At 43.8% G+C, this 24,651-nt stretch carries 22 protein-coding genes and 1 pseudogene; 2 read left to right on the plus strand and 21 right to left on the minus strand.

The window, feature by feature from the left end; translation table 11 throughout:
- The first annotated feature begins 119 nt into the window (after positions 1-119).
- Positions 120-1,748, plus strand: a pseudogene (locus JOE45_RS10285) (IS5 family transposase).
- A gap of 28 nt (positions 1,749-1,776) precedes the next feature.
- On the opposite strand, the gene JOE45_RS10290 reads toward JOE45_RS10285, so the two are convergent.
- The 14 genes from JOE45_RS10290 to JOE45_RS10355 form a co-directional block, all read right to left on the minus strand.
- Positions 1,777-2,838: a glycosyltransferase family 4 protein gene (locus JOE45_RS10290; RefSeq protein ID WP_210020287.1), complete on the minus strand. Its 1,062-nt coding sequence runs from the start codon at positions 2,836-2,838 to the stop codon at positions 1,777-1,779.
- Positions 2,839-2,846: 8 nt separating this feature from the next.
- Positions 2,847-3,971, minus strand: coding sequence for a non-hydrolyzing UDP-N-acetylglucosamine 2-epimerase (gene wecB, locus JOE45_RS10295; RefSeq protein WP_210020286.1), 1,125 nt, complete (start codon positions 3,969-3,971; stop codon positions 2,847-2,849).
- Between the two features lie 4 nt (positions 3,972-3,975).
- Positions 3,976-5,085: a capsular polysaccharide biosynthesis protein CapF gene (locus tag JOE45_RS10300; protein ID WP_210020285.1), complete on the minus strand. Its 1,110-nt coding sequence runs from the start codon at positions 5,083-5,085 to the stop codon at positions 3,976-3,978.
- On the minus strand, positions 5,082-6,107 hold the full coding sequence (locus tag JOE45_RS10305; RefSeq protein WP_210020284.1) for a polysaccharide biosynthesis protein: 1,026 nt from the start codon (positions 6,105-6,107) through the stop codon (positions 5,082-5,084). Before JOE45_RS10305 ends, JOE45_RS10300 begins: the two co-directional genes overlap by 4 nt.
- Complete coding sequence (locus tag JOE45_RS10310) at positions 6,100-7,344, minus strand: glycosyltransferase family 4 protein (protein ID WP_210020283.1); 1,245 nt, start codon at positions 7,342-7,344, stop codon at positions 6,100-6,102. The genes JOE45_RS10305 and JOE45_RS10310 overlap by 8 nt, the downstream gene beginning before the upstream one ends.
- 15 nt (positions 7,345-7,359) lie before the next feature.
- The gene (locus tag JOE45_RS10315; protein WP_210020282.1) at positions 7,360-8,223 is read right to left on the minus strand and encodes an NAD-dependent epimerase/dehydratase family protein; all 864 of its coding nucleotides are present in this window, start codon (positions 8,221-8,223) and stop codon (positions 7,360-7,362) included.
- A complete protein-coding gene (locus JOE45_RS10320) occupies positions 8,220-8,855 on the minus strand; it encodes a sugar transferase (RefSeq protein ID WP_210020281.1) in 636 nt (211 codons plus the stop codon). Before JOE45_RS10320 ends, JOE45_RS10315 begins: the two co-directional genes overlap by 4 nt.
- Positions 8,856-9,173: 318 nt before the next feature.
- The gene (gene galU / locus JOE45_RS10325; RefSeq protein WP_210020280.1) at positions 9,174-10,058 is read right to left on the minus strand and encodes a UTP--glucose-1-phosphate uridylyltransferase GalU; all 885 of its coding nucleotides are present in this window, start codon (positions 10,056-10,058) and stop codon (positions 9,174-9,176) included.
- Between the two features lie 34 nt (positions 10,059-10,092).
- A complete protein-coding gene (locus tag JOE45_RS10330) occupies positions 10,093-11,928 on the minus strand; it encodes a polysaccharide biosynthesis protein (protein WP_210020279.1) in 1,836 nt (611 codons plus the stop codon).
- Positions 11,929-11,954: 26 nt separating this feature from the next.
- Positions 11,955-12,281: a helix-turn-helix domain-containing protein gene (locus JOE45_RS10335; RefSeq protein WP_210020278.1), complete on the minus strand. Its 327-nt coding sequence runs from the start codon at positions 12,279-12,281 to the stop codon at positions 11,955-11,957.
- 12 nt (positions 12,282-12,293) lie between these two features.
- Entirely contained in the window at positions 12,294-12,458 is a 165-nt protein-coding gene (locus JOE45_RS10340; protein WP_210020277.1) for a hypothetical protein, read from the minus strand.
- 216 nt (positions 12,459-12,674) lie between these two features.
- The gene (locus JOE45_RS10345; protein WP_210020276.1) at positions 12,675-13,370 is read right to left on the minus strand and encodes a CpsD/CapB family tyrosine-protein kinase; all 696 of its coding nucleotides are present in this window, start codon (positions 13,368-13,370) and stop codon (positions 12,675-12,677) included.
- On the minus strand, positions 13,354-14,124 hold the full coding sequence (locus JOE45_RS10350; RefSeq protein WP_210020275.1) for a YveK family protein: 771 nt from the start codon (positions 14,122-14,124) through the stop codon (positions 13,354-13,356). Before JOE45_RS10350 ends, JOE45_RS10345 begins: the two co-directional genes overlap by 17 nt.
- Before the next feature lie 630 nt (positions 14,125-14,754).
- Positions 14,755-15,204, minus strand: a complete 450-nt coding sequence (locus tag JOE45_RS10355) for a hypothetical protein (protein WP_210020274.1) — start codon at positions 15,202-15,204, stop codon at positions 14,755-14,757.
- Between the two features lie 224 nt (positions 15,205-15,428).
- On the opposite strand from JOE45_RS10355, the gene JOE45_RS10360 reads away from it, so the two are divergent.
- Positions 15,429-15,800, plus strand: coding sequence for a helix-turn-helix domain-containing protein (locus JOE45_RS10360; protein ID WP_210020273.1), 372 nt, complete (start codon positions 15,429-15,431; stop codon positions 15,798-15,800).
- 326 nt (positions 15,801-16,126) lie between these two features.
- Here JOE45_RS10360 and glnA read toward each other — a convergent pair whose 3' ends face one another.
- The 7 genes from glnA to JOE45_RS10395 all read right to left on the minus strand — a co-directional run bounded on the left by glnA (position 16,127) and on the right by JOE45_RS10395 (position 24,488).
- Entirely contained in the window at positions 16,127-17,551 is a 1,425-nt protein-coding gene (gene glnA, locus JOE45_RS10365; RefSeq protein WP_210020272.1) for a type I glutamate--ammonia ligase, read from the minus strand.
- A gap of 259 nt (positions 17,552-17,810) precedes the next feature.
- Positions 17,811-18,848 carry a 3-deoxy-7-phosphoheptulonate synthase gene (aroF, locus tag JOE45_RS10370; RefSeq protein ID WP_210020271.1) on the minus strand — a complete coding sequence of 346 codons (1,038 nt, stop codon included), beginning with the start codon at positions 18,846-18,848 and terminating at the stop codon, positions 17,811-17,813.
- Between the two features lie 130 nt (positions 18,849-18,978).
- Entirely contained in the window at positions 18,979-19,509 is a 531-nt protein-coding gene (locus JOE45_RS10375) for a DUF2062 domain-containing protein (RefSeq protein WP_210020270.1), read from the minus strand.
- A 35-nt stretch (positions 19,510-19,544) separates the two neighbouring features.
- Complete coding sequence (locus tag JOE45_RS10380; protein WP_210020269.1) at positions 19,545-20,492, minus strand: 4-hydroxy-3-methylbut-2-enyl diphosphate reductase; 948 nt, start codon at positions 20,490-20,492, stop codon at positions 19,545-19,547.
- Between the two features lie 43 nt (positions 20,493-20,535).
- Positions 20,536-22,056, minus strand: a complete 1,521-nt coding sequence (locus JOE45_RS10385) for an ATP-binding protein (RefSeq protein WP_210020268.1) — start codon at positions 22,054-22,056, stop codon at positions 20,536-20,538.
- A 1-nt stretch (position 22,057) separates the two neighbouring features.
- Positions 22,058-22,750 (minus strand): response regulator transcription factor, encoded by a 693-nt coding sequence (locus JOE45_RS10390; protein ID WP_210020267.1) that lies wholly within the window; start codon positions 22,748-22,750, stop codon positions 22,058-22,060.
- 154 nt (positions 22,751-22,904) lie between these two features.
- Positions 22,905-24,488 carry a S1C family serine protease gene (locus JOE45_RS10395; RefSeq protein WP_210020266.1) on the minus strand — a complete coding sequence of 528 codons (1,584 nt, stop codon included), beginning with the start codon at positions 24,486-24,488 and terminating at the stop codon, positions 22,905-22,907.
- Positions 24,489-24,651 lie beyond the last annotated feature (163 nt).

Raw genomic sequence — 24,651 nt, forward strand, 5'->3', positions numbered from 1 at the left:
GGCGAAAAAACGGTGAAAAAACCGCATAGTAACAAGGATTTCAGGCCCTTTATGTCGAAATCATATACAAAGGAAAGCGTTGTGAACGGACCAAAATCCTTGCAGATGGAGTGACGAACGTGTTCAAACCGACCGCGCATCTTGAAAATCAATTGATCCTGCCAGGCGATTTCTTTCTGCCCTTCGGCGGCAAGCTGGACGAAGAAAATCGCTGGGTTCAGTTGGCGCGGTTGGTGCCGTGGGCAGAGGCCGAGAAAAAATACGGACAGTTTTTCAAAGACACCTTCCGCGGACAGCAAACGATCAGTCTGCGAATGGGTCTTGGTGCGCTCATCATCCAAGAGAGAATGCAGTTGACCGACAGGGAAACGTTGGAGTCGATCAGCGAAAATCCATACATGCAATACTTCATCGGTCTGTCCGGATTCGTGATGAAGCAACCGTTTCATCACTCCATGATGACGCATTTCCGGAAGCGTCTGACGGATGTGCTGGCTGAACTGAACGAGATCGTCGCTTCCGCAGGCGCGAAGGAAACGAAGGACGATGACGAAAACAACGACGCAAGCCGCCGCGGCGGAGGCAAAGGGAAGCGGTCGAAGAGGCACGCTCCTGCTGCTGAAGCCGAGCAGCAAATGCTGTTCGTGGAAGCGGCAGTCGAATCGTCAGAAGCAGCACCTCCCGTGCAGCAGACGTCTGCCGAGCCAGAGGCGCTTGAAGCGAACGTGCCTGTTTCCAAAGCGCCTCCGGTATCGGCCGAATCGGAAGCGCCAGCGCTGCCGAATCAAGGGACGGTGCTGGTGGACGCTACCTGTGCGCCAGCTGATGTGGCTTATCCGACCGATCTGAATCTGCTGAATGAAGCGCGGGAGAAGCTCGAAGCGGTCATCGATGCGCTGCATGAACCGGTCATCGGACAAACGGCGAAACCGCGTACCTACAGGGAAAAAGCGCGCAAGCAGTTTCTTGCGGTGTCCAAGCAGCGCAGGCCGGGACCGAAAGTGATCCGCAAAGCGATCAGGCGGCACTCGGATACGTTGGACGGAACCTCTCCATCATCGCCGAGCAAGCCAAGACGCAGCCGCTCACGCTGCTTAGCCGTAAAGCCTACCGCGACCTGCTGGTGATTCATGAACTGTACCGTCAGCAGCTTCACATGTGGGGCGAGCGATCCCATCAGATAGAAGACCGGATCGTCAACATTCATCAGCCACATGTCCAGCCGATCGTGCGCGGGAAAGCCAAGGCGCGAGTCGAGTTCGGAGCCAAGATCGCGGTGAGCATGACAAAGGGCTATGCGTTCCTTGATCGTCTGTCCTGGGATAACTTCAACGAGAGCACGATGCTTATTGACGTGATCGAGAAGTACCGCGAGCGCATGGGGAACCTATCCGACTGTCGTCCAAGCGGATCAAATCTACCGCACGCGCGAGAACCGGAGCTTCTGCAAACAGCATGGTATCCGACTCAGCGGACCGGCGTTGGGGCGTAAACCTAAGAACGGTCCGACAAGTGAAGATAAGCAAGTCGTCAAACAGGACACCGGAGAACGAAACGCGATTGAAGGCAAGTTTGGAGAAGGCAAGCGCAAGTATGGGCTTGGCTGCATTCGAGCACGCCTTGCAAAGACGAGCGAATCGGTTATTACGCTGCAACTTCTGGTGATGAAGCTGGAGCGCAGGCTCCGCGTTCTTTTTTGCCTTATTTTCACAATGCTGTCTCGACGGCGCCTAGCTCTGAATTTCTGATAAGAATCGTTCAGCAAGCCCTATTTAATCAAGAAATTTCTCCATATATCTCAAATAGTTTATCCATAACCTGATCAATAGTATAACTACCTTTTACTTTATCTATATTCCACCTAGACATATTTTTTCTAATATTTATATCTTCTAGCTTTATTATAGCTTCTTCTATACCTTTGATATCACCAATAGGGACTACTATTCCACCATTTCTTTCAATCATATCTATGTTAGCACCTACCGAAGTTGTTATAATTGGTACTCCACGAGCCATTGCTTCAGCCAGTGCAATAGAAAATCCTTCACTTCGAGTAGGGAATAAAAAGATATCGGCTGAATCTAAATAGTCTCTAACCATATTTGAAGAAATAGCACCGGCTATTTCTATATTATTTGGTAATTCTAGGTTACTATATTTACTATCTAGGGGTCCAACCATGATAAACGTTTTATCTTTGAACTTTTTGGCAACTTGAAAAATCTCCTCAGCACCTTTTTGTTTATTAATGTGACCTACAAACAATATTTTTTTAACATTTAATGTAATACTCTTATCTGTTTTTCTAATCCAATTTTGTGAAATAAAGTTAGGTAAGATTTTTGCATCAGTATCTGCTGTTTCCATCACATAATTTTGTGAATTTTGGTTTAAGACTAATACTTTATTTGATATATTAACCAACTTCTTAAAAAAATACCTGGATAATTTACTGTTTATTTGATCTTCTATATTACAATGAAAATGAACTAAAACAGGGGTCTTTTTTAATTTAGCTAGAAAAGCAATCACGTAGTCACGTATTATTCCAAATTTCCCACAAGAACTATTAATATGAATAATATCTGGCTTCTTATACCTTAATTCTTTATGCATCGCTAATAGGATTTTTTTTGTTCTGAGGATTTCATCAATAATAACCCTCTTATTATTAATATTATTTAGTCGTGTCCCTATTAGTGCTGTATTAATAATATTAACCGACACTCCTACACTATTACAAAAATTTATATAGTTTTTTGTCCACGATGCTATTCCTCCTGAAGGAGGTGGTAAAGGAGATACTAATAATATCCTTAAACTATTATTTTCCATTAGCAATCTCACTTTCCCCACACAACTCTATTAACATAATCTGTATATGACAAAATTATTCTAAGAACCTTGTCCGACACATTAGGCATACTATAATCTCCAACAAGCCTTAATGCATTTTTTTCTTGTGTTTCTAATATTTCAAGCCCCTGTAAAATTCTTTCTTTATTAAGCCCAACCATCATAACAGAAGCCTCTTCCATCGCTTCTGGTCTTTCGTGGGCTTGCCTAATATTAAGTGCTCTAAACCCAAGAATTGAAGATTCCTCACTTATGGTTCCACTATCACTAAGAACAGCTTTCGCCTTGATTTGAAGTTTCACATAATCATTAAATCCTAATGGTTTCAAAGTTTTCACTAATGGATTGAACTTGATTTCCTTGGTCTCGATCATTTTCCTAGTTCTAGGATGTGTACTCACAATTACAGGCATATTATATTTTTCTGCAATCGCATTTAAACTATCAACCAAATCCAGGAAATTGGTTTCTGAATTGATATTTTCTTCCCGGTGAGCTGATACTACAAAATAGTTTCCTTCTTCAAGCTTCAATCTCTCTAATACATCTGATTTCTCAATATCCTCTTTTCTTGAATTAAGAACTTCAAACATGGGGCTTCCAGTTTTTATAACTCGATCTGCAGGAAGGCCTTCTCTTAACAAATATTCTCTCGCTATATCGCTATAAGTTAAATTGATATCCGCTATATGATCCACAATTTTTCTATTCGTTTCTTCCGGTACTCTTTGGTCAAAGCATCTGTTTCCGGCTTCCATGTGGAAGATCGGGATATGCCTTCTCTTCGCTGCTATGGCACATAAGCAACTATTGGTATCTCCAAGGACCAGGAAGGCATCTGGTTTAACCTCCTCTAGGATCGGATCAATTTTAACCAGGATATTCCCAATCGTTTCAACCGCTGTACCAGTAGCTGCATTAAGAAAATAATCCGGTTTCTTTAAATTAAAATCTTTAAAAAACACTTCATTTAATTCATAATCATAATTTTGACCCGTATGGACAAGCGTATGTTCTATGGCATTGGATTGTTCTAATTTATTAATCACAGCGGACAGTCTTATAATCTCCGGCCGGGTACCTACGACTGTCATGACTTTTAACTTCTTCATTACGTTATACCTCCAAGTAGTAAGTATCCGGCTTCTCAGGATCAAAGTACTCATTCGCCCACATAATCGTGACCATATCGGTATCGCCAAGGTTCTGAATATTATGTGTGTAGCCGGTCGGTATATCTACTACTTCCAATTTATCTCCACTGACAAAATATTCAATAACTTCATCAGCATCAATTTTTCTAAAACGAATTACACCTTTACCGCTAACCACGAGAAACTTCTCATTCTTTGTATGATGCCAGTGGTTTCCTTTTGTTATACCGGGTCTAGATATATTAACAGAAACTTGACCTCTATTCTGAGTCTTAATAAACTCTGTGAAAGAACCTCTTTGATCTACATTCATCTTTAAAGCATAACTGAACTGATCTTCTGGCAAATGACTCAAATATGTACTATATAATTTTTTCGTAAATTCATTAGACATATCAGGAATAGATCGTTCTTCACGACTTTTTTTGAACGAATAAATCAAATCAACGATCTCTCCAAGAGTAATAGTGTGAACGACTGGAACCTCACAGTAATCTCCAACCGAATGTTCATTTCCGTTTAAAGCGTTGATTAGTTCTTGTACTACATCATCTATATAGACTAACTTCATTGCAACATTAGGATCGTTTACGGTAATCGGTAATTCATGAGCAATGTTATGACAAAAGGTCGCAACTGCACTGTTATAGTTAGGTTTACACCACTTGCCAAAAACATTCGGGAAACGATAGACAATAGCTTTCGCTCCTGTTTCTTTACTATATTCAAAAAGCAGGTCTTCACCTGCTTTTTTACTGAAGCCATAGAGGTTATCCAGTTCAGCCTGAATGGATGAAGAAATCATAACCGGGCAATTGTTTTGATATTTTTTCAACGTATCAAGTAGTGTTGATGTAAACCCAAAGTTACCGTCCATAAATTCAGACTGTTCCTTGGGCCGGTTTACGCCGGCAAGATGAAACACAAAATCCGCTTCTTTACAATATTCATCAAGTAAAGACGTATCTGTTTCCTTACCATATTCAAAGATATCATTATAGTTTCGATTCTTTAGCTCAGCTATCAGATTTTTGCCGATAAACCCCTTGGCACCGGTTACTAATATCTTCATACTTGAATCAATCCTTTTTTCAACTCTTCTTGAACATAGTCAAGCTTTAATAACTTTTCTTTAATCTGTTCAATATTTAATCTTTCAGTATTATGAGAGTTATACTCAACCTCATAAGATAATTTATGATCCCCTTCTACGAAGTACTTATCATAATTTAGATCTCTCTGATCTGCAGGCACTCGGTAAAATCCGCCTAAATCTTGTGCAACTACATGCTCTTCCTTAGTGAGAAGGGTTTCATATAGCTTTTCGCCATGACGAGTGCCAATGATTTTGATTTCATTGTCTGCATCAAATAGCTCCTTGATCGCTTGTGCCAGATCTCCGATGGTCGAAGCAGGCGCTTTTTGCACCATAATATCTCCGGCTTCAGCGTTTTCGAATGCAAATATAACAAGCTCAACCGCTTCCTCAAGACTCATCAGGAATCTGGTCATATTAGGCTCTGTAACCGTTAAAGGTTGACCATTTTTTATTTGTTCAATAAAAAGCGGAATAACTGAACCTCTGGAAGCCATCACGTTGCCGTAACGTGTACCACAGATAAGAGTCCTGTCAGGGTCCACTGTCTTTGACTTGGCTACATATACTTTTTCCATCATCGCTTTCGAGATGCCCATTGCGTTTATGGGATAAGCAGCCTTATCGGTAGATAGACAAATAACTTTTTTAACCCCGTTTTCAATCGCGGCAGTAAGTACATTCTCCGTACCCAATACGTTGGTTTTCACCGCTTCTATCGGAAAAAACTCACAAGAAGGAACCTGCTTCAAGGCTGCGGCATGAAAGATAAAGTCTACATTATGTATGGCATTCTTGACACTGGACAGGTCTCGTACATCACCTATATAAAACTTGAGCTTCTCATTTTTATAATATTTTCGCACGTCATCCTGTTTCTTTTCATCGCGAGAAAAAATACGGATTTCTTTTATATTGGTATCTATAAATTTCTTCATTACAGCATTTCCGAAAGAACCGGTACCGCCTGTGATTAGTAAAGTTTTATTTTCAAACAATTTGTTTCTCCTCCAATACCAAGTTCTCTCTAAAGTTACTATCCATTCTCTTTAACAGAACTTCTTTATTAAAATTTTTATCATAATAATTTCTGGCGTTAATACCTAATTCTTTCAATTCTTCTTTTGATTTGGACGATAATTCAATGATTATCTCATAAAGCTTTTGAGCATCACCCGCAGGACTAGATAGACCTGCATTCGACTCTTTAATAATTCGACCAGTTTCACCTTCAGCAGAAGCAATAATTGGAATACCACATGCCATGTAAGATTGAAGTTTTGCGGGAATTGTCATTTCGAATAATGGACTATTTGTTAAACATAAAAAGGCAGTATCACTAGCTGCCATAAATTCAGGAATTCTATTTGCAGGTTGTTTAGGAATGAAATTGAACAATTCAGATACATTATCAGAATGAATCATTCTAATTAATGTATCTTTATATCTGCCATCTCCGACTATGTTAAAACGAATTTTTCTATTTGCTTGTTTCTCTTTTATCAATGCAGCTACCTTAGGCAAAATATCTAAACCCTGTGCGTTACCAATATTGCCAGCAAATATTATATTAAAAGCACCATCATTTGGTACTTCAGTAATACTGGTTCTTTGGTATGGCCTATAAAAATCTTCAGCATATTGTGGCCAATACTCTATTACTTCTCTCGGAACATTCCGTTTTTCAATTGCATCTACAAAGCTATTTGAAGTAGTGAAAATTTTAGTACACCGCGCATAAATGTAATCAACCATTTTTCCAATAGCACCTATAATATGTTTATTTGTTATCCCTGTTATGATTTCAACATTCTCAGGCCATAGATCCTGCACATATAGATAACATGGTATCTGCCATTTTGTCGCATACCAGACACCAGGCAAGGCTTGAGTCATTGGCGATACTTCAAATATAAATACATAGTCGGCTTTTATTTTTGTGAATGATCTCCAAATTAAACCTGAGAGCACAAAAGATAAATAATTTAAAACAAGCATTATTGGATTATTGCCTCTGGGTATAATTGGAATCCTAATAATCTCAATACCGTTATACGTTTCTTTTCTTTTCTTAAATAGTCCATATCCATCATAATATTTACCTTGCGGATAGTTGGGAATCCCAGTTATAACTGTTACTTTATATCCTCTTTTAACCCATTCGGTACAAATATCATTAATTCGAAACTGCTCCGGGTAAAAATATTGTGAAATAACCAAAATATGTTTCTTCAAGATCTTATCAACCCTTTATCTTTTCTGTTCCGTCAATTCAATCGTTTCTCGTAAATCCCTAATTTGATAATGATCTTTATAAGTGCTCATATTTATCTCATAGACTAAATTTCCAAATACTTTATTAACAATCCCTATCTTCCATCCCATCATCTTCAAAACCGGATTGAATATCTTGGTAAGTTTCAACTTTTTCCCATGCACTTCAGCAATCAGTCTCACCAGTTCGCTCGTTTTAACATATTCACTATTTTGTGGGAAAAAAGTTCCTCTTTCTTCATTATCGATCATAAGTTTAATAAACTCACAAAGGTTGTCTATATGAAGCATACTCCGCTCGTTATTAATATCAGGGAATAAAGGTAGTATCTGCGCCGCCTTTGCCAGCTTGGGATAATTGCCTTTTGAACCTTTTCCATAAATCATTGGGGGCCTCAAAATAACAACCCTAAATTTATCGTTGTCTAAATACTTTATCCCCTCTTCTGCTTGCAGTTTACTGTTACCGTAAAAGTTACTAGGCGTAGGTAATGTATTTTTGTCAATAACCCTCTTATTATTGCTGCTATCTCCATACACAATAATGCTGCTCATAAAAATGAACTGCTTTACCCCTTCTGCTCTAGCCTTTTTTGCAGAATTTATTGTGAGATCACGATTTATTTTATAGTACGTTTCTTCTAGTTTAGGATCTGTTGAGACGTGTGCTACCCCTGCCACATGAAACACAACATCATACTTTGAGAAATCTTTTTCTTTCCATGAATCATTTCTTAAGCTAATCGAATCTATTGAATATCTAGTAGGAAATTTTTCTAGCCACTTCTCTAGGCTTGTTCCTACATAGCTGGTTATTCCAGTTATTAGTATTTTTTTCATTTTGAAATAATCTCCTGGCTAATTGCTACTTCCTTTTTTCTCATCGCCCCAGTCCCTCCCTCAACAACCCCATCACTTTTAACAACACTGACGATGGTACCAAAGAAGCATTTAACATCCATCCATAAGCTCATTTCCCTAACATACTCCCCATCAAGTTTGGCCTTTATCTCAATAGGAAGTTCATCCCTTCCATTAATCTGAGCCCAGCCTGTCAATCCAGGCTGCACATCATTGGCACCGTACTTATCCCGCTCAGCAATAAGATCATACTGATTCCATAATGCAGGTCTCGGTCCAATAATACTCATCTGCCCAACAAAAATATTCCAAATCTGAGGGAGTTCATCAAGCGAAGTTTTCCTCAAGAATTTACCCATCTTTGTAATGTATCGCTCCGGGTGCTCTAATAAATGAGTTGGAGTGTTTTGGGGAGTATCAATTCTCATAGTTCGGAACTTCAACATATTAAAATACGATTTATAGATACCAACTCTTCTTTGTTTGAATAGTACGGGCCCTTGTGAATCCAGTTTAATAGCTGTAATAAGAATCAAAAATATTGGCGCTAAAACGATTAATCCTATTAAAGAAGAAATGATGTCTATCAATCTTTTAATTTTCAGATACATTTCAGTTACACTCCTTGATAGTTATTAGTAAATTAGCACTTAATTTGAATACTTAAATTTCTTTTGTCCAAACCAACTACTAAGTCACTAAAATTATTCTATCTAGCCTTAAAATTAACCGCATTAATGGATTTGCTTATTGATAATATCTCGTTTACGTTATTTAGTTGCATCGAGTTTCTACGGTTGGGTAGAATAATGGGCTACTAGTACAACAGCCAATTAATCTATCTTCCATGCTTCAAAGGATTGGCAACACTCTATGGTGCACCTAGTCGCTGGGGTCTGCTAATTTATGAATTTCGTTTTATAAATAATCTATTTCATAGTCACATGCTCTTTTTCAATTATATTTGAAAGATACTGCAACAAATCGCTTCTCAACTCGTCTCGTTTTAATGCAAACTCGATTGTCGTCTGAATAAATCCCAACTTCTCGCCGACATCGTAGCGTGTACCTTCAAAGTTATACGCATAAACGGCTTCATGTCGATTCAATTCGGCAATGGCATCGGTTAGCTGAATTTCTCCACCGGCACCCGGAGTCTGGTTTTCCAATACCTCAAAGATTCTCGGTGTTAAAATGTAACGGCCCATAATCGCCAAATTGGATGGTGCCTGTTCTCTCTTTGGCTTTTCCACCAGATCATTTACACTGTATAATCGATCATGAATCTCCTTGCTGTTTACAATACCGTATCGGGACACTTCTTCTTCCGAAACTGTCTGTACGCCGATCACCGAAGATTTATATCGCTCAAACTGCTCCATCAGTTGCTTCAGGCATGGCTTGGCTGCCTGTACGATATCATCTCCAAGCAGCACGGCAAACGGTTCATTTCCGATAAACTTCCGTGCGCACCAGATGGCATGGCCGAGCCCTTTCGGTTCCTTTTGCCGGATATAGTGAATATCCGCCATTTTAGAAGATTTTTGTACTTCATCCAGCAGGTCCAGTTTGCCCTTTTCCAACAAATTCTGCTCTAGCTCAAAACAGTTGTCGAAATGGTCTTCGATCGCCCTTTTTCCTTTGCCGGTGACGATAATGATATCCTCGATTCCCGATGCGACCGCTTCTTCTACAATATATTGAATCGTTGGCTTGTCTACGATCGGCAGCATTTCCTTCGGCATCGCCTTGGTGGCCGGAAGAAATCGGGTTCCAAGACCTGCAGCCGGTATAATGGCCTTCCTAATCTTCATCTTAGGCAGTTCCCCTTCATTTAATATCAGTTTATTACTTATTCACAACCGCAAGCTCCGGCTTTATCTTCTTCCTATTGAATGCAATATCCATGATCTCGTCTTTTAGTGGTTTGGGGTCTAATTCTTTATAATTCTCAATTAGCATATCAATCCATTTCATATGATTCACAGCAGCTTTGCCCACATAAATCTTTGGATATACTTGTTCTTCATGAACCTCGTTATCATTGAGAAGCTCTTCAAACAATTTCTCGCCAGGTCTCATACCTGAGAACTCAATTCCGATTTCCTCCTCTGTATAGCCGGACAATCGAATTAAATTCTTCGCAAGATCAACAATTTTCACCGGCTCACCCATGTCGAGTACGAAGATCTCTCCTCCCTTAGCCAGTGCACCGGCTTGAAGCACTAGCCGTGATGCTTCAGGAATCGTCATAAAGTACCGTACCATATCCGGATGAGTCACGGTTACGGGGCCGCCTTTCCTAATTTGCTCTTTAAAAAGAGGTATCACGCTGCCTCGGCTGCCCAATACATTTCCGAATCGTACCGCCACAAATCGGGTGCGGCTTCTTTGCCCCAGATCTTGAATAATCATTTCCGCGAGCCGTTTCGTAGCCCCCATCACACTCGTTGGATTGACCGCTTTATCTGTAGAGATCATGACAAAGGTATCGACCCCATAATGATTCGCAGCTTCTGCCACATTCTTGGTTCCAATCACATTGTTCTTCACAGCTTCTTCCGGATTTCGTTCCATCAAGGGAACATGCTTATGGGCGGCTGCATGGAATACGACATTCGGCTTGTGTTTGTCCATGATCATAAACATCTTGTCACGATCTTGAACATCCGCAATCTCCGTTATGTATTCCATATTGTTCGTATTATTAGATTTAAGCTCCATTTCAATGGAATAGATACTATTCTCTCCGTGGCCTAGCAAGATCATCTTTAATGGAGAGAATTTCGTCACCTGCCGGCAAATTTCGGATCCGATCGATCCACCTGCACCAGTAACCAGTATGGTATTACCCGTAATATATTCGGCAATAGCTGAAGTATCCAGCTCCACTGGCTCTCTACCGAGCAAGTCTTCCACTTGTACATCCCTGAATTCACTGACAGCGATTTTGCCGGTCATCAAATCCTCCAGCATCGGAACGATTTGCGCTTTGGCTCTCGTCTTGCTGCACTCCGTTACGATTTGATTCAATTCCTTCTTACTGAGGGAAGGGATGGCGATCACAATCGTCTGAATTTCCAACTCGTTTACAGCCTTCTCAATTTCTTCTCTACCGCCTAAGACCGGTATACCAAGCAATTCCAATTTATGCTTCGTCTTGTCATCGTCAATAAAAGCAACGGGGTACAATTCGGCTTCTTGATTGTGTTTGAGCTGTCTGGCCACCATCGTACCTGCCGCACCTGCACCGACGATCAATGTGCGTTTCTTCCCGCTATTATCCATTTTCGAAGTGTGGCTGTCGCGGTATAATCTCCATGAGAAACGGACACCGCCGATGAAGATGATATGCATCATCCAAGTAATGATCAACGTACGGTGATAAACCTCATGTAGTAGGGCAATTTGAACCAGGTAAGTAATAAGAATGGAAAACGAAATCGCTTTAAAGATGGACACCAATTCACCGACACTGGCGTATTTCCACACTCTCTTATACAGCCTGTAATAAGAAGCAAATAGATGATGGCATATCAAGAGACTGATCGAGCTGATGAGAAGGGTCGTTGTAAAAACCAACCTATCCGGAGGCACCAACATAAAATTACTAACATATATGGAAGTCAGCACGATGATAGAATCGATCAGCATTAAATAAGCCAAACGGCGTCGATATGTCATCCCGTTTCTCCCCTCTTTATGATCCTTCAATACTTCTTCACATTATCGCTATACAGCTCCAAAAATTTACGAACCATCTCTACACTGACTCCCATATTTTTGGCTTCGCTCGAAAATTGCAACCAGTCTTTATCTGATGGCGTTAGCTCCACCGATGCTTCATCCTTAATCAGGGCTTCTATCTTAACGCCAAGCACATCGGCAATTTTATTCAAAAAATCAACAGAAGGATTCTTCTGTATATTTCGTTCAATTGAGCTTAGGTAAGACTTCGCTACACCTGCACGTTTGGCCAGCTCCGAAAGGGAAAGACGCTTTTTTTGTCTATATAGCTTGATTCGTTTTCCAATCATCCTAATCTCCTTCTACGATTCATGTGGTGGATTGATATGCTTCAACATAATTCCCTTGATTACTTCTATGTAAGTCTGAAGTTCTTTAGGTTCTTCATCTCTTGTGACGTGATGTATGAATGTTTCCAGTTCTTGCGCTAAACCACTTAGATTGGGTTCTTCCAATCTCATACTCATTAAAGTTAACGCCCCCCTTCCAGCTCAGTTGATAAAAACGTAATTTCCCACCTTTCCTAACTAGAAAAGTAAAAATCATATAGGGCATCCAACCCCTCCTCACATCACACCCTTGACGATATACGTCTAAGGCGGCGAACCGCCCACAGCATGACCGAGTGCCTACAGTTGATAAAGGTGCAGTAGACATTACCTATACCTGTTACTTAAGCCTGGTTACTCTTTCTCGCTCGAACCATAGTAGTAATAATAAGAGCCTTCATTCTTGTTACGTTCCTTATTGTTCAATACGACACCCAATATCTTCGCATTCACATGCTGCAGACGTTCCATTGCTTTACGAGCCGTGTCCCGTTTCACTTTCCCGCTGTTGAGTACGAATACTACACCGTCACATTTGGCCGATAGCACCTGAGCGTCCGTCACCGCAAGAGTGGGCGGCGTATCCATGAGGATAATATCGTATGTTTCTTTCAGCTCCTGCAGCTGCTGCTCCATCCGTTTGGAATTCAGCATTTCCGCCGGATTAGGCGGTACAGGACCTGAACTGATTAGCGACAGATTCTCAATATGTGTATCACTGATCGCTTGTTGTATAGTGTACTGACCTGCCAATAAATTAGATAACCCAATGCGATTGGACTTCATAAAATAATGATGCAGCGTCGGTTTACGAAGGTCGGCATCAATAAGGACAACTTTCTTGCCTTCCTGGGCGAAAGCGACAGCCAAATTCGTGATGGTCGTCGACTTGCCCTCAGACGGTTCCGACGATGTTACGACAATACTTCGAATATGGTTGTCAAAGGTAGAGAACTGAATATTGGTTCTTAACGTTCTGTAAGCTTCAGATATATAGGATTTCGGGTTCAGGTCGGTAATGATGTTGTACCTGCTAGCTGAGGTTGGCATAAGATTTATCACCTACTTGCTGGTTTTGAGGTTGATCCATTTTATTGTTTGTTAGCTCTTCCTTCTGCATTTTATTGATTGTGACCAGCACAGGCAGCTGCAGGTAATTCTGAACGTCCGCCTCCGTCTTGATCGTGTCGTCCAGATATTCCAACAAAAAGATGAGACCCATAGCTACCATCAACGAAACCACGAAGGAGATGGCCAAGTTAAGTTCCGGTTTAGGCTTCACGGGCACCGGATGATCAAGGTGCTTCGCTTCGTTCAAAATCATGACGTTATCCACCTTCATGATTTGCGGGATTTGGTTCTTGAATACCTCCGACACCGCATTGACGATCATAACCGCTTTGGCGTGTGAATAATCTTCTGCGCTTAACGTAATCACTTGCGTATCATTGACCGAGCTCACCCGGATCTTATCGATTAGCTGCTCTGTGGTTATTTCCAAATCCGGATAATCCGTTACCACATGATCCAAAATAGCCGGTGTTTTCATGATTTCCTTATAGGTGTTCACAAGCATTAAATTGGATCGAAGCAAATCGGAGCTTAACGTTTCAATCCCGCTGATTTCACTCGATTTATTAACGATCAGCTTCGTGCTGGCCGAATAAACGGGCTTGATATAGTAATAACTGACGATACCCGTTGTGATGCAGGATACAAGAACGATAACAGCTAACATCCAGACCCGCTTTTTGATGATATTGAAATATTCTTTGAGATCTAGTTCTTTAAATTCTGATTCCATGTACATTCTCCGCATTCATCAAATTTTTGAACATAGTTGTTTATGTAACATAATGTATCATAGTGAATGTAATTATTTCCCTCCTCTTTCACTATTGTTCTTATTTAAGAACAACCGACCATTTTGCAGACAATATTGTATCTTATAACGCACAAATTTACTTTATGATACATTATGTATCGTGTCAAGTCATTTTTTTCTGAGAGTGTGAAGATTGGGAAGAGATCGAATTCGTGGGGAATCCGGATGGGTTTTTAATTTCGAAGAAGGCCTGGGAGTTTGGGCCGCTACCCAAATTAAACTGGGACAGGATCGTGATAACATCCAAATGAATTATGGCGTAACCTGAGTCTTGCTCACTCACAGTAAACTCTCCCTTTGTTTATCCGAATAGTTTAATATTCTCTCTATTTATGTGCCGTTCTTTATATTATCACTTTATGATACATTATGTATCTTGTCAAACATTTATAATAGCGAAATTTGTCGAATAGGCCTAATTTTAAGGTATATTTTCCTAAAGAATTATTAATGTGTGAAAGCGGTCCCATATGTGACAAAAAAAAGCAGGAACTCTACTAAAGAGATTCCTGCCAACCAACGAGCTGCAGCCCAACATCTGTTGGTCTATCAGGTTTGAAAATCCAATTGAGGGGAAATATAATGATAGATGTCCAGTTGACGATACGATTGTATCGCTTCGGACCATTGCCAATGGGACCGCTCAGCGTCTTGATTCATCGCATGAAGTACATTAGCTCGATCCCTATCTGAAAGCTGATGCTCCATCCGATATTCAAATTGATCATCAACCTGCGTACGTCCAACCAGCAGGCCGGCTGCCGATAAAAAAAGGCTTCCATATGTTACTTCAACGGCCAGAATCATTAGCCGCTGTTCGGACAGTCTAAGCGGAGTTCGGAATGAAATTTCCTTGGAATTCCAATCTATTAATTGAATGATAGCGTGATTGGATTGAACAGGCCTATGATCAATCTGTATGATCGACATGTGGCATTCCAAAGAAGCCCATACGTTCTGTTTATTCGAATGTGATATTAAAATCGGAGTTTGGTTCATATGACATCTTCCCACATCATTCGTTTTTAGGTAAAATAGATTAAGATATTGTTTCCCGATACAAAGTGTATTTATGATACGATTAATATTAAAATATGATACATAACGTATCTTTGTCAAGTTATTTTTTTCATTTCTTCGTGCGATTTCATGGTATAATGAAATGTAGCGATCTTTTATTGTTGATAGCACATTATCACAGTGTTTAACGGGGGTTATTTTACATGAAGTATGGGGAGCGCATTGCTTCACTTAGAGAAAAACATGCGATGACACAAGAGGAACTATCTAATAAACTTGGAATCACTCGCGCTTCTCTATCCCACTACGAGAACAACAGAAGAGCACCGGACTATGATACCATCACCAAAATTGCCGGTTTTTTCAGAGTGTCTATTGACTTTTTGTTAGGAAGAACGGACGATCCTTATATTGTTCTCGATGAAGAAGTTAGAGAATTTGTGGACAGTCTGGAGTTATCCGACAATAATATTTTAGATAAATTTGCGCTCACCATTGACGGCAAAAAGCTAACCGCAGAAGAAGCCAAACGATTCATCGCTTTTGTCCGTGCTGAACGCTCCATTAACAACTAGTAACAAGAGCATTCATCCCATGAACGCCTGGATGCATTAGATAGATGACTAACCATCAAAAGCCTCCTAACTTACTCTTATGAGATCAAGCTATGTGCTTGTTCCTCCGAAAAAATATCAATTGTCCTGCAGATATTCCGCTTCTATATAGGTCCATTACAACCATACTTTTGCGATACACGACAGAACGAACCGGCAGTCGTACAGGAGGAATCATTTCTGCACGACTGATTTTTGTATTGAAATAAGTTTACAAAGCAAAGAGGACTACCCCTATGTCATGTTGACATAGGGGTAGTCCCATATGAAATCAATACGTCCTGATCTTACAGATCGAAGTACAGGGAGTACTCGTGCGGATGAATGCGAATGGATACTGCTTTTGTTTCTTCGCGCTTCAGACCGATATAGTTGTCGATAAAGTCTTTCGTGAACACGCCGCCCTCAGTCAGGAACTCATAGTCTGCTTCCAAAGCGTCCAACGCTTCGTCAAGCGAACCAGGTACACTGCGAATTTCCGCTTTGTCTGCATCGGACAGATCGTAGATGTTCTTGTCGAGCGGGCCATAGCCAAGCTCACGAGGGTCAATCTTCTTCGCAATACCGTCAAGACCTGCAAGCAGCATAGCAGCGAAGGCCAAGTATGGATTAGCCGTGGAATCCGGTGTACGGAATTCGATACGGCAGCCTTTTGGCGTTACGGCAGCTACAGGGATACGAACAGCTGCAGAACGGTTACCTTTGGAGAACACCAGGTTTACTGGAGCTTCGTAGCCAGGAACCAGACGCTTGAAGGAGTTGGTGCTCGGGTTCGTAAGAGCAATCAGAGCCGGAGCATGGTACAAGATACCGCCAATGTAATGTAGAGCCATTTCGCTCAGATTAGCGTAGCCGCCTTTTTCATAAAACAAAGGAGTGTCGCCGTTAAAGATGGATTGGTGAACGTGCATACCGCTGCCGTTGTCGCCAAACAGAGGCTTCGGCATGAAGGTTGCCACTTTACCGTATTGTCTTGCTGTATTTTGAACGATGTATTTATATTTCATAAGGTTGTCGGCTGTTTTCGTCAATGTGTCAAAGCGGAAGTTGATCTCGCCTTGACCTGCCGTAGCCACTTCGTGGTGATGACGCTCAATGCGCAGACCTGCTTCTTGAAGCAAACGGCACATTTCGCTGCGGAGATCCTGTTGTGTATCTGTTGGAGCTACAGGAACATAACCGCCCTTGTGCTTCACTTTAAAGCCCATATTGCCGCCTTCTTCTTTACGGTTGGAGTTCCAGTGCGCTTCCTCGGAATCTACAAAGTAGGAAGAAGAATTTTGGCCGCTCTCGTAACGAACTTCGTCAAAAATGAAGAATTCGGACTCAGGAGCAAAGAACGCTGCAGTACCTACGCCGGCTTTTTGCAGATATTCTTCCGCTTTCTGAGCGATGCTGCGAGGGTCACGCTCATAACGTTCGCCATCCGGTGTATAGATGTTACACATAACAACCAACGTCGGGTGTGCTGTGAACGGATCAACGTATGAAGTTTCCGTATCCGGCATCATCACCATGTCAGACTCTTCAATTCCTCTGAAGCCTGGGATGGAAGAACCGTCAAAAGCAACGCCGTTCTCAAAAGTCGTTTCATCCACCTCGGTAGTCGGCAATGAAATATGATGCGCTCTGCCACTCAAATCGACAAAACGAAAATCGACCCACTCAATACCTTTTTCTTTAATTGTGTTTAATACGTTTTGAACTGACATAGACTCGCCAACCTCCTAAATTCCGAACATTATTTGCCGTTTGTTCGTGTATTGTTCAAGTTTTTGTTGATCATGTGCTAATTATAAAACCATTCTACAATAATCGTCAATACTTATGTCAGGTATTTTTTGTGGATGTGTTAGGTATGCTCACATATAACACATTTTCTTCACTTTTTAGACATAAAAAAAGCTTGACTTTCCTGTTACGAGGAAAATCAAGCCTTCTCTAAAGGATAAAACCGAATATTTATGCGAGCTATACCCGCTCTTTTTTCGTATCGAAGCGCTTGCCGCACAGCGGCGCCAGCTTTTCCAAGTCCATCATCAGCTTTGCGAATTGGCCCGGGAACAACGATTGCACACCGTCACCCGTCATGGAGTTGTCCGGGTCAGTATGCATCTCTACGATCAAACCATTGGCGCCTGCCGCCACGGAGGCCTTGCTCATGGGCTCCACCAGCTCGCGGCGTCCGGTGCCGTGGCTAGGGTCGGATATCACCGGCAGATGGCTGAGCGACTGGAGTGCAGGGATAGCCGCCAGATCCAGCGTATTCCGCGTGTAGCTTTCGAATGTTCGGATTCCGCGCTCACACAGCATGACGTTCGGATTTCCTCCTGCCAAGATATACTCGGCTGCATTTAAGAATTCGTCATAAGTCGAGCTAAAGCCGCGTTTGAGCAGAACCGGCGTTTGGATCGTACCCAGCTTGCGCAGCAAATCAAAGTTTTGCATATTTCGTGTGCCTACCTGCAGAATATCGGCGTATTCCGCGCATACATCCACATACTCCGGCGTCATGACTTCGGTAATCGTCAGCAGGCCGTGTTTCTTCCCCGCTTCCGCCATCATAACGAGCCCTTCTACGCCTACGCCTTGGAAGCTATATGGACCTGTTCTCGGCTTGAACGCTCCACCGCGCAGCACCTGCGCTCCGGATGCCTTGACCAGGCGTGCAATTTCATCGATCTGCTCCGGGGATTCCACAGCGCAAGGGCCACCCATGACAACCAGCTGGTCGCCCCCGATCTCAACGCCCTTCAGCTTAATCACGGTATCATCCGGATGAAATTCCCGGCTCGCAAGCTTGTAAGACTTCGATATTTTCACAACCTGCTCCACTCCGGAGAGCTGACGCAGCTGCTCCGCCAGCACGGGGCTTGCTTTGCCGACAATTCCGATTACTGTGCGGTCAACCCCCTTGGACAAATGAGTCTTTACATCATGCTTCTCTATATGCTCAACAATCTCCGCAATACGCTCCCCGGATGTTTTATTCGAAATGATGACGATCATGTCAATGCACGCTCCTTATGGACAAGTGTTTAACACTTAAACGCTTCGACGCTTATATGCTTTTAATGGCTAAAGTAAATATACAACGGAGATTAGCTCTCCGTCAATACTTTGATTATAATCATCTGAATTAGCCTTTGGCCTCGGAAGACAACAGCTGTTCCTTCCGTTTTCTGCGTTTTTCCTTTCGCTGACCGTCATACCACACCAACGTCCATTTGATCGGATAGAATACGAGCAGCCCAAGCACCGCACCGTCAATCACTCCCCCGACAAAAAGCTTCAGGTTGAATCGAATGAACGTATCCAGCCACTCGGGCAGCATTTGCTGCAGATGGATCTTGATGTCGCTTGGCAGTACCAGTGCTCCAACTTGTTTATTAATGAAGGACATGGGGATATAGATGACCTTGCCGAACACGAAGCCGATTAAAGCCGCTGCCATACTCGCCCGCAGCGTGTACACCAGAGGGAAAATCAGGAAAAAAGCAAGCCCCGCGGTCGGCAGTGTGAACATCTCTATGGCCAAACCGATGGAAAAGCCGAGCGCTACCATCGCAGGCCCCCCTTTGGCCCTTGTCAGCAGCACATATTGATATTTAAACCAGCGACGGATGTTATGAAGTTTTATTCGTTTATTCTTTCTCGCTGTTTTATTCATCTGCTGCCGTCCAACCCTTCCTTCATTGTTTATTCCTAGACTGATTTCTGTTTAGGTGCGGGAATCAGTCTGGCCATATTGACCGTACGCTGAATCTCCCATGTCTCCGGATTGTTCGGATCATACTGCTCCACATAATTGATAACCTCTTTGGTAATCGGGGTCGGTGTGGAGGCGCCGGACGTGACCGCTACTCGGCGGACAGGCTCCAGCCATTCACGCTTCAATTCGCTCACGTCGGCGATTCGGTATGCCTTGACTCCGGCAATCTCCTCGGACACCTGTGCCAGCCGGTTCGAGTTGTTGCTGCGCGGGTCCCCGACCACAAGAACCAGGTCGGCTTCCTTCGCCTGCTCGGCTACGGCCTCCTGCCGAACCTGCGTAGCGAGGCAGATCTCGTTATGAATCTCCGCATGCGGGAACTGCTCCAGCAAGCGGTTCATAATATGTCTAATATCCCATTGACTCATCGTCGTTTGGTTGGTGATGATGATTTTGTCCGAGGTCATGTCCATTTGATCGATCTCCTCAGGCTTCTCAATCAAATGCACATGATCAGGCGCTACACCGATCGCACCTTCCGGCTCGGGGTGGCCCTTTTTGCCGATATAAATAATTTGATAGCCTTCGGCGCTCTTCTCTCGAATGAGATCGTGCGTCTTCGTCACATCAGGACAAGAGGCGTCTACCACGGTCAGTCCTTTCTCTCTTGCCCTGCGGCGAACCTCGGGAGAAACCCCGTGAGCGGTAAAAATGACCGTGCCCTTATCGATTCCTTCGAGAATTTCAAGACGATTCGCCCCGTCTAGCGTGATGACGCCTTCGTTCTCAAAAAATTCTGTCACATGCGCGTTGTGTACTATCATGCCCAATATATAAACCGGTCTAGGCAAATTTAAATTTTTGGCCGTCTGCATGGCGAGCGCCATGGCATCGACGACGCCATAGCAATAGCCGCGGGGAGAAATTTTGATAACGTCCATCATAGCACCTGCCCGTCTGTCGAATTTTCGTTTCTACCTTCCATTATACTTCATTGCCTGACGGGAGGGAATGCCCTGTCTCCCGAGACGTCCCCTCGGAGACAATCGGCAGCCAAATGACAAAGGTCGTTCCTTCGTCCCTGCGGGTCTTGACTTCAACCGAGCCGCCATGCTCATCGATAATCCATTTGGCGATGGACAGTCCAAGCCCCGTCCCTGATTTTTGGCCGCGTGATGGATCAGCCCTATAAAACCGGTCGAAAATATGTGGAACTTCCTCCTTGTCCATCCCAATTCCCGTATCCGCAATGCGGATCCCAATCTGGTGTTTGTGCCGCAGAGCCTCTAATCTTACACTGCCTTGCTCCGTATATTTAAATGCATTTTCTACAAAAATAAACACTAGCTGCTGTAGATAGTCGGGACTGCCGCTAACGTATACGCCTTCTCCGGCAGAGAGGTCTCCCACGATAAAATCGGCTGTACGCGGAAGCATGTGCGCTTTGCGCGCGACCTCATCCAGCAGTGACCGCATCTCGACTTCCTTTTTGCTCATCTGGAATCCTGCATCAGCGCGTGCAAGCGACAGCAGGTCACCTACGAGGCGCGACATCCGCTCCGCTTCTCCCGATATATCCTTCATGGCTTCTATAGAAAGCTCCAGACGGTCGCCATTCTCCTCACCTGACTGCAAAGCGGTTTGCTTCCATACCTTTTCCAACAGCTCCACATTACCGCGAATGGTAGTCAACGGTGTTCTCAGCTCATGAGAAGCATCCGAAACAAACCGCCGCTGTGCTCGATAAGCCTCTTCCAGCTCATCGTACGCGCTTTGCAGCCTCGAAAGCATGCCGTTAATCGTTTGGGTAAGTATGCCAATCTCATCATTAGGTCCATAGTACTCAATCCGTTTCTGGAGGTCGGCTCCTTTTTCAATCTGATTGGTCGCCACAATCACCTGCTCGATTGGACGCAGCGCTTTGCGGGCAAGGAACCAACCCACCGAGGAAGCAATTACAATACTGAACAGAGCCGTGACCGTAAGAATCAACCGTAACATGGCGAGCAGCTGTTCATAAGGCTCGATGTAGGTCCCCGCTTGCATCATCCCGATCGCCTCGCCTCGCTGGGAGATGATCGGCGTGTAATAGACCATGAAGTCCAATCCGTCGATTTTCATTTTCTCGAATTGGCAGTCTCCGTCCAGAACGCATGAAATCTTCTTTTGCGGAATATCCGGAAATCGGAGCCTGGCCTCTTCCACATTGGGGGAGTAAAATTTACTGCCGTTCTGCAGGTTAACAACCTGAAAATACATGTTATTGTATCGGAGTAAATCCCGTCCCGACCCGGAGTAACGGAATTCCAAGGTCAATCCTTTATCCGACAAGGAAAATTGCGGAACAATCCGCGTTCTGACGCTTTCGGCCTGCTGCTGCAGCTGAGATTTCAAGCTATCGTAGTAGATATAATGTAAAAAGAAATAAAGTCCTATCCCGAGCAGCAGCAGCGTTGCGGACAAAATGCCCGTATACCACAACGTCAGGCGCAAACGAACGGACATGTCAGCCCTCTCCTCTCAGCACGTAACCTGCGCCGCGCACAGTCTGGATGATTCGCTTGTGCCCATACTCCTCCGTTTTTTGCCGTAGAAGGGCGATATAAACCTCCAGCACATTGGATTCCCCGCTATAATCGTATCCCCAGATCTTCTCCATAATAACATCGCGCGATAGCACTCTTCTCGGATTCTGCAGAAACAGGTGCAGCAGTTCAAACTCCTTTGTCGTTAAATCAATTCTTTGTCCTCCCCGGAATACCTCACGGGTATCGAGGTCCATAAACACATCCAGATACTGTACTTTGTTGGTCTCTTGCTCTGTTTTGGCCGCCGCTTTACGACGCAGCAGCACACGTACCCTCGCCAGCAGCTCTTCCAGCGCAAACGGTTTGACCAAATAATCATCCGCCCCAAGGTCAAGTCCCTTGACCCGATCCGAAATCTCGTCCTTCGCGGTGAGCATCAGCACCGGTACGCTGGAACCGCCCTCCCGAATGCGGCGCACAACCTCCCAACCGTCCAGCTGCGGCATCATGACATCCAGAATGACCGTGTCCGGATCCTTCTCCAAAATTTGCTTCAGCCCGTCCATGCCATGATTCGCCGTGAGTACCGTATACCCTTCGAACGCAAGGCTTCGGCGCAGCATCGAGGTGATTTTTTCATCATCGTCAATCACTAATATTTTCTCTCTCATATCTCCTCGGCACCATCCTCAACGTGATTGCAAAATCCATTGCATCCTAAGTCTTTTCTTTCCTCATATTAACAAATTATGCTTAAGCTTGCGAAACATCTCTAACGCAAAAAAAAGCAGAGCATCCGAAATGGTCCGCTCTGCTTATCATTCATTATTGCTGCTGCGCGTTCCGGTCTCCAATCGTGACATCGACGTTTACTTTCTGTCCGTCACGCATCAGGCCGATGGTTGTCTTGTCGCCAACCTTTATTTTTTGAATAGCGCTGACGGCCTCCGCCGATGTTTTCACTTTGGCTCCATTTACTTCTACAATGACGTCATAAGGACGGATACCAGCAGTAAAAGCGGGGCTCCTCCGCTCAACATCGGAAACAATCGCGCCTTCGGTATTCTCCAGCTTCAGATCGGCAACCCAATCCTTCTCCACATTGCCCAGTCTAACCCCGATGTATGGAGCCGGTTCTTTCGGAATTTCCACGTTATTCTTCAGGTTGTCCAGCACCGCAGAAATCGTGCTTGTCGGAATAGCGAAGCCGATGCCTTGCGCTGTTGCGCTAACCGCCGTATTGATCCCGATGACTTCACCGTTCAGATTCAGCAGCGGACCGCCGGAGTTCCCCGGATTAATCGAAGCGTCGGTTTGCAGAAGATGCTTGTATTCGCGAGTCCCGTTGTTGTCCGGGATGCTGATCGGACGTTCCTTCGCGCTAAGCACGCCAACCGTTACCGTGTGGTCAAAGCCGTATGGGTTCCCAATCGCGACCACCCAATCACCGACGTTGAGATTATCCGCATTGCCAAGCGGCAGCATGGGGAAGTCTTTCTCTCCGCTGATTTTCAAAGCAGCCAAGTCAAGATCGTAGCTGTTGCCAAGAAGCTCGGCTTTGAACGGCTCCTCGTGACCCTGCACATACACCCAAATTTCATCCGCACCATCAATCACGTGCTCATTGGTTAGAATATATCCGGATTTTTCAAAAATGAAGCCGGTTCCCATGCCGCCAGGCTGCATTTGTCCGCTGTCCGGTTGCTGACCGCCGTAGTTATCACCGAAAAATTGACGGAAGAACGGATCCTCGAACAAGGGATTGCCGGAGCTGCTCGAGCTTCTAGGTTTTACCTTGGTCTCGATCTTAACTACCGCGGGACTTGCTTGCTGGACAATGCCCGAAATATTGTTCGGGCGGCTCATATCCAGCGCGGAAGGCTGCACGTTCCCATTGTTGGCTGACGAAGCCGGAATCGAGCCGTTCGACCCGCCTGCTCCATTCATCACGCCTTCAGCACCGGTGAACAGGTTCATTTTATCTGAAGCAAACATCAGTGAGCCTACAACGAGCACACCTGCCATGAACGAGGCAAAAATGCTGCGAAAGCCGCTAGAGCGCTTTGGCTTGCCGACCTGCCAGTTCCCCATGCCTCCTTGGGCTTGGGTCATGTTCGAATCATCCGATGATTCAAAGTTATAAGGTCGAAGCGGTTTGGGAGGCGTGACCTCCACAGGCGACGCGCCTGTGGTTACTTTTCCCGCTGCATCCTCTCCATTAGGCTTGAATGGCCCGTAGGAATAATAATGAGAAGAATGGGGCTCTTGCCCTGCCGCTGTCTCTTCTTTCAACGCCTGTTTCTCATTATCCTCTTGCTCCTGGGGTTGATAGGAACCGTCATTCGCACGACGAAAGAAGTCATCCAACGGATTTCCGCTGCTGTTATTTTTGTTATTGTTGTTATCCATGAGATAAAACCTCCATCTCTTTCAGGTTTCTTAATGATTGCTTGGCTCTTGCTGTTCTTGTCTTTCATATTGCACTCGCAACCTTAAAGAAACCTTAATAGAAAATAAAATGGAGTTAAAAAAGTAAGCATTTTCGCCCCTAGCTTCCGAGGGTCTGGAAGGG

Source organism: Paenibacillus sp. PvR098 (genome assembly GCF_017833255.1).
Taxonomy (GTDB): domain Bacteria; phylum Bacillota; class Bacilli; order Paenibacillales; family NBRC-103111; genus Paenibacillus_G.

What these genes read in the sequence shown, in the direction of transcription:
- JOE45_RS10360 (WP_210020273.1), top strand. Translation starts at nt 15,429, where the DNA reads ATGAAGTATGGGGAGCGCATTGCTTCACTTAGAGAAAAACATGCGATG.
- galU (WP_210020280.1), bottom strand. Translation starts at nt 10,058, where the DNA reads ATGAAGATTAGGAAGGCCATTATACCGGCTGCAGGTCTTGGAACCCGA.
- JOE45_RS10290 (WP_210020287.1), bottom strand. Translation starts at nt 2,838, where the DNA reads ATGGAAAATAATAGTTTAAGGATATTATTAGTATCTCCTTTACCACCT.
- aroF (WP_210020271.1), bottom strand. Translation starts at nt 18,848, where the DNA reads ATGATCGTCATCATTTCGAATAAAACATCCGGGGAGCGTATTGCGGAG.
- wecB (WP_210020286.1), bottom strand. Translation starts at nt 3,971, where the DNA reads ATGAAGAAGTTAAAAGTCATGACAGTCGTAGGTACCCGGCCGGAGATT.
- JOE45_RS10345 (WP_210020276.1), bottom strand. Translation starts at nt 13,370, where the DNA reads ATGCCAACCTCAGCTAGCAGGTACAACATCATTACCGACCTGAACCCG.
- JOE45_RS10390 (WP_210020267.1), bottom strand. Translation starts at nt 22,750, where the DNA reads ATGAGAGAGAAAATATTAGTGATTGACGATGATGAAAAAATCACCTCG.
- JOE45_RS10350 (WP_210020275.1), bottom strand. Translation starts at nt 14,124, where the DNA reads ATGGAATCAGAATTTAAAGAACTAGATCTCAAAGAATATTTCAATATC.
- JOE45_RS10300 (WP_210020285.1), bottom strand. Translation starts at nt 5,085, where the DNA reads ATGAAGATATTAGTAACCGGTGCCAAGGGGTTTATCGGCAAAAATCTG.
- JOE45_RS10330 (WP_210020279.1), bottom strand. Translation starts at nt 11,928, where the DNA reads ATGACATATCGACGCCGTTTGGCTTATTTAATGCTGATCGATTCTATC.
- JOE45_RS10385 (WP_210020268.1), bottom strand. Translation starts at nt 22,056, where the DNA reads ATGTCCGTTCGTTTGCGCCTGACGTTGTGGTATACGGGCATTTTGTCC.
- JOE45_RS10395 (WP_210020266.1), bottom strand. Translation starts at nt 24,488, where the DNA reads ATGGATAACAACAATAACAAAAATAACAGCAGCGGAAATCCGTTGGAT.
- JOE45_RS10315 (WP_210020282.1), bottom strand. Translation starts at nt 8,223, where the DNA reads ATGAAAAAAATACTAATAACTGGAATAACCAGCTATGTAGGAACAAGC.
- JOE45_RS10340 (WP_210020277.1), bottom strand. Translation starts at nt 12,458, where the DNA reads ATGAGTATGAGATTGGAAGAACCCAATCTAAGTGGTTTAGCGCAAGAA.
- JOE45_RS10355 (WP_210020274.1), bottom strand. Translation starts at nt 15,204, where the DNA reads ATGAACCAAACTCCGATTTTAATATCACATTCGAATAAACAGAACGTA.
- JOE45_RS10380 (WP_210020269.1), bottom strand. Translation starts at nt 20,492, where the DNA reads ATGGACGTTATCAAAATTTCTCCCCGCGGCTATTGCTATGGCGTCGTC.
- JOE45_RS10375 (WP_210020270.1), bottom strand. Translation starts at nt 19,509, where the DNA reads ATGAATAAAACAGCGAGAAAGAATAAACGAATAAAACTTCATAACATC.
- glnA (WP_210020272.1), bottom strand. Translation starts at nt 17,551, where the DNA reads ATGTCAGTTCAAAACGTATTAAACACAATTAAAGAAAAAGGTATTGAG.
- JOE45_RS10335 (WP_210020278.1), bottom strand. Translation starts at nt 12,281, where the DNA reads ATGATTGGAAAACGAATCAAGCTATATAGACAAAAAAAGCGTCTTTCC.
- JOE45_RS10320 (WP_210020281.1), bottom strand. Translation starts at nt 8,855, where the DNA reads ATGTATCTGAAAATTAAAAGATTGATAGACATCATTTCTTCTTTAATA.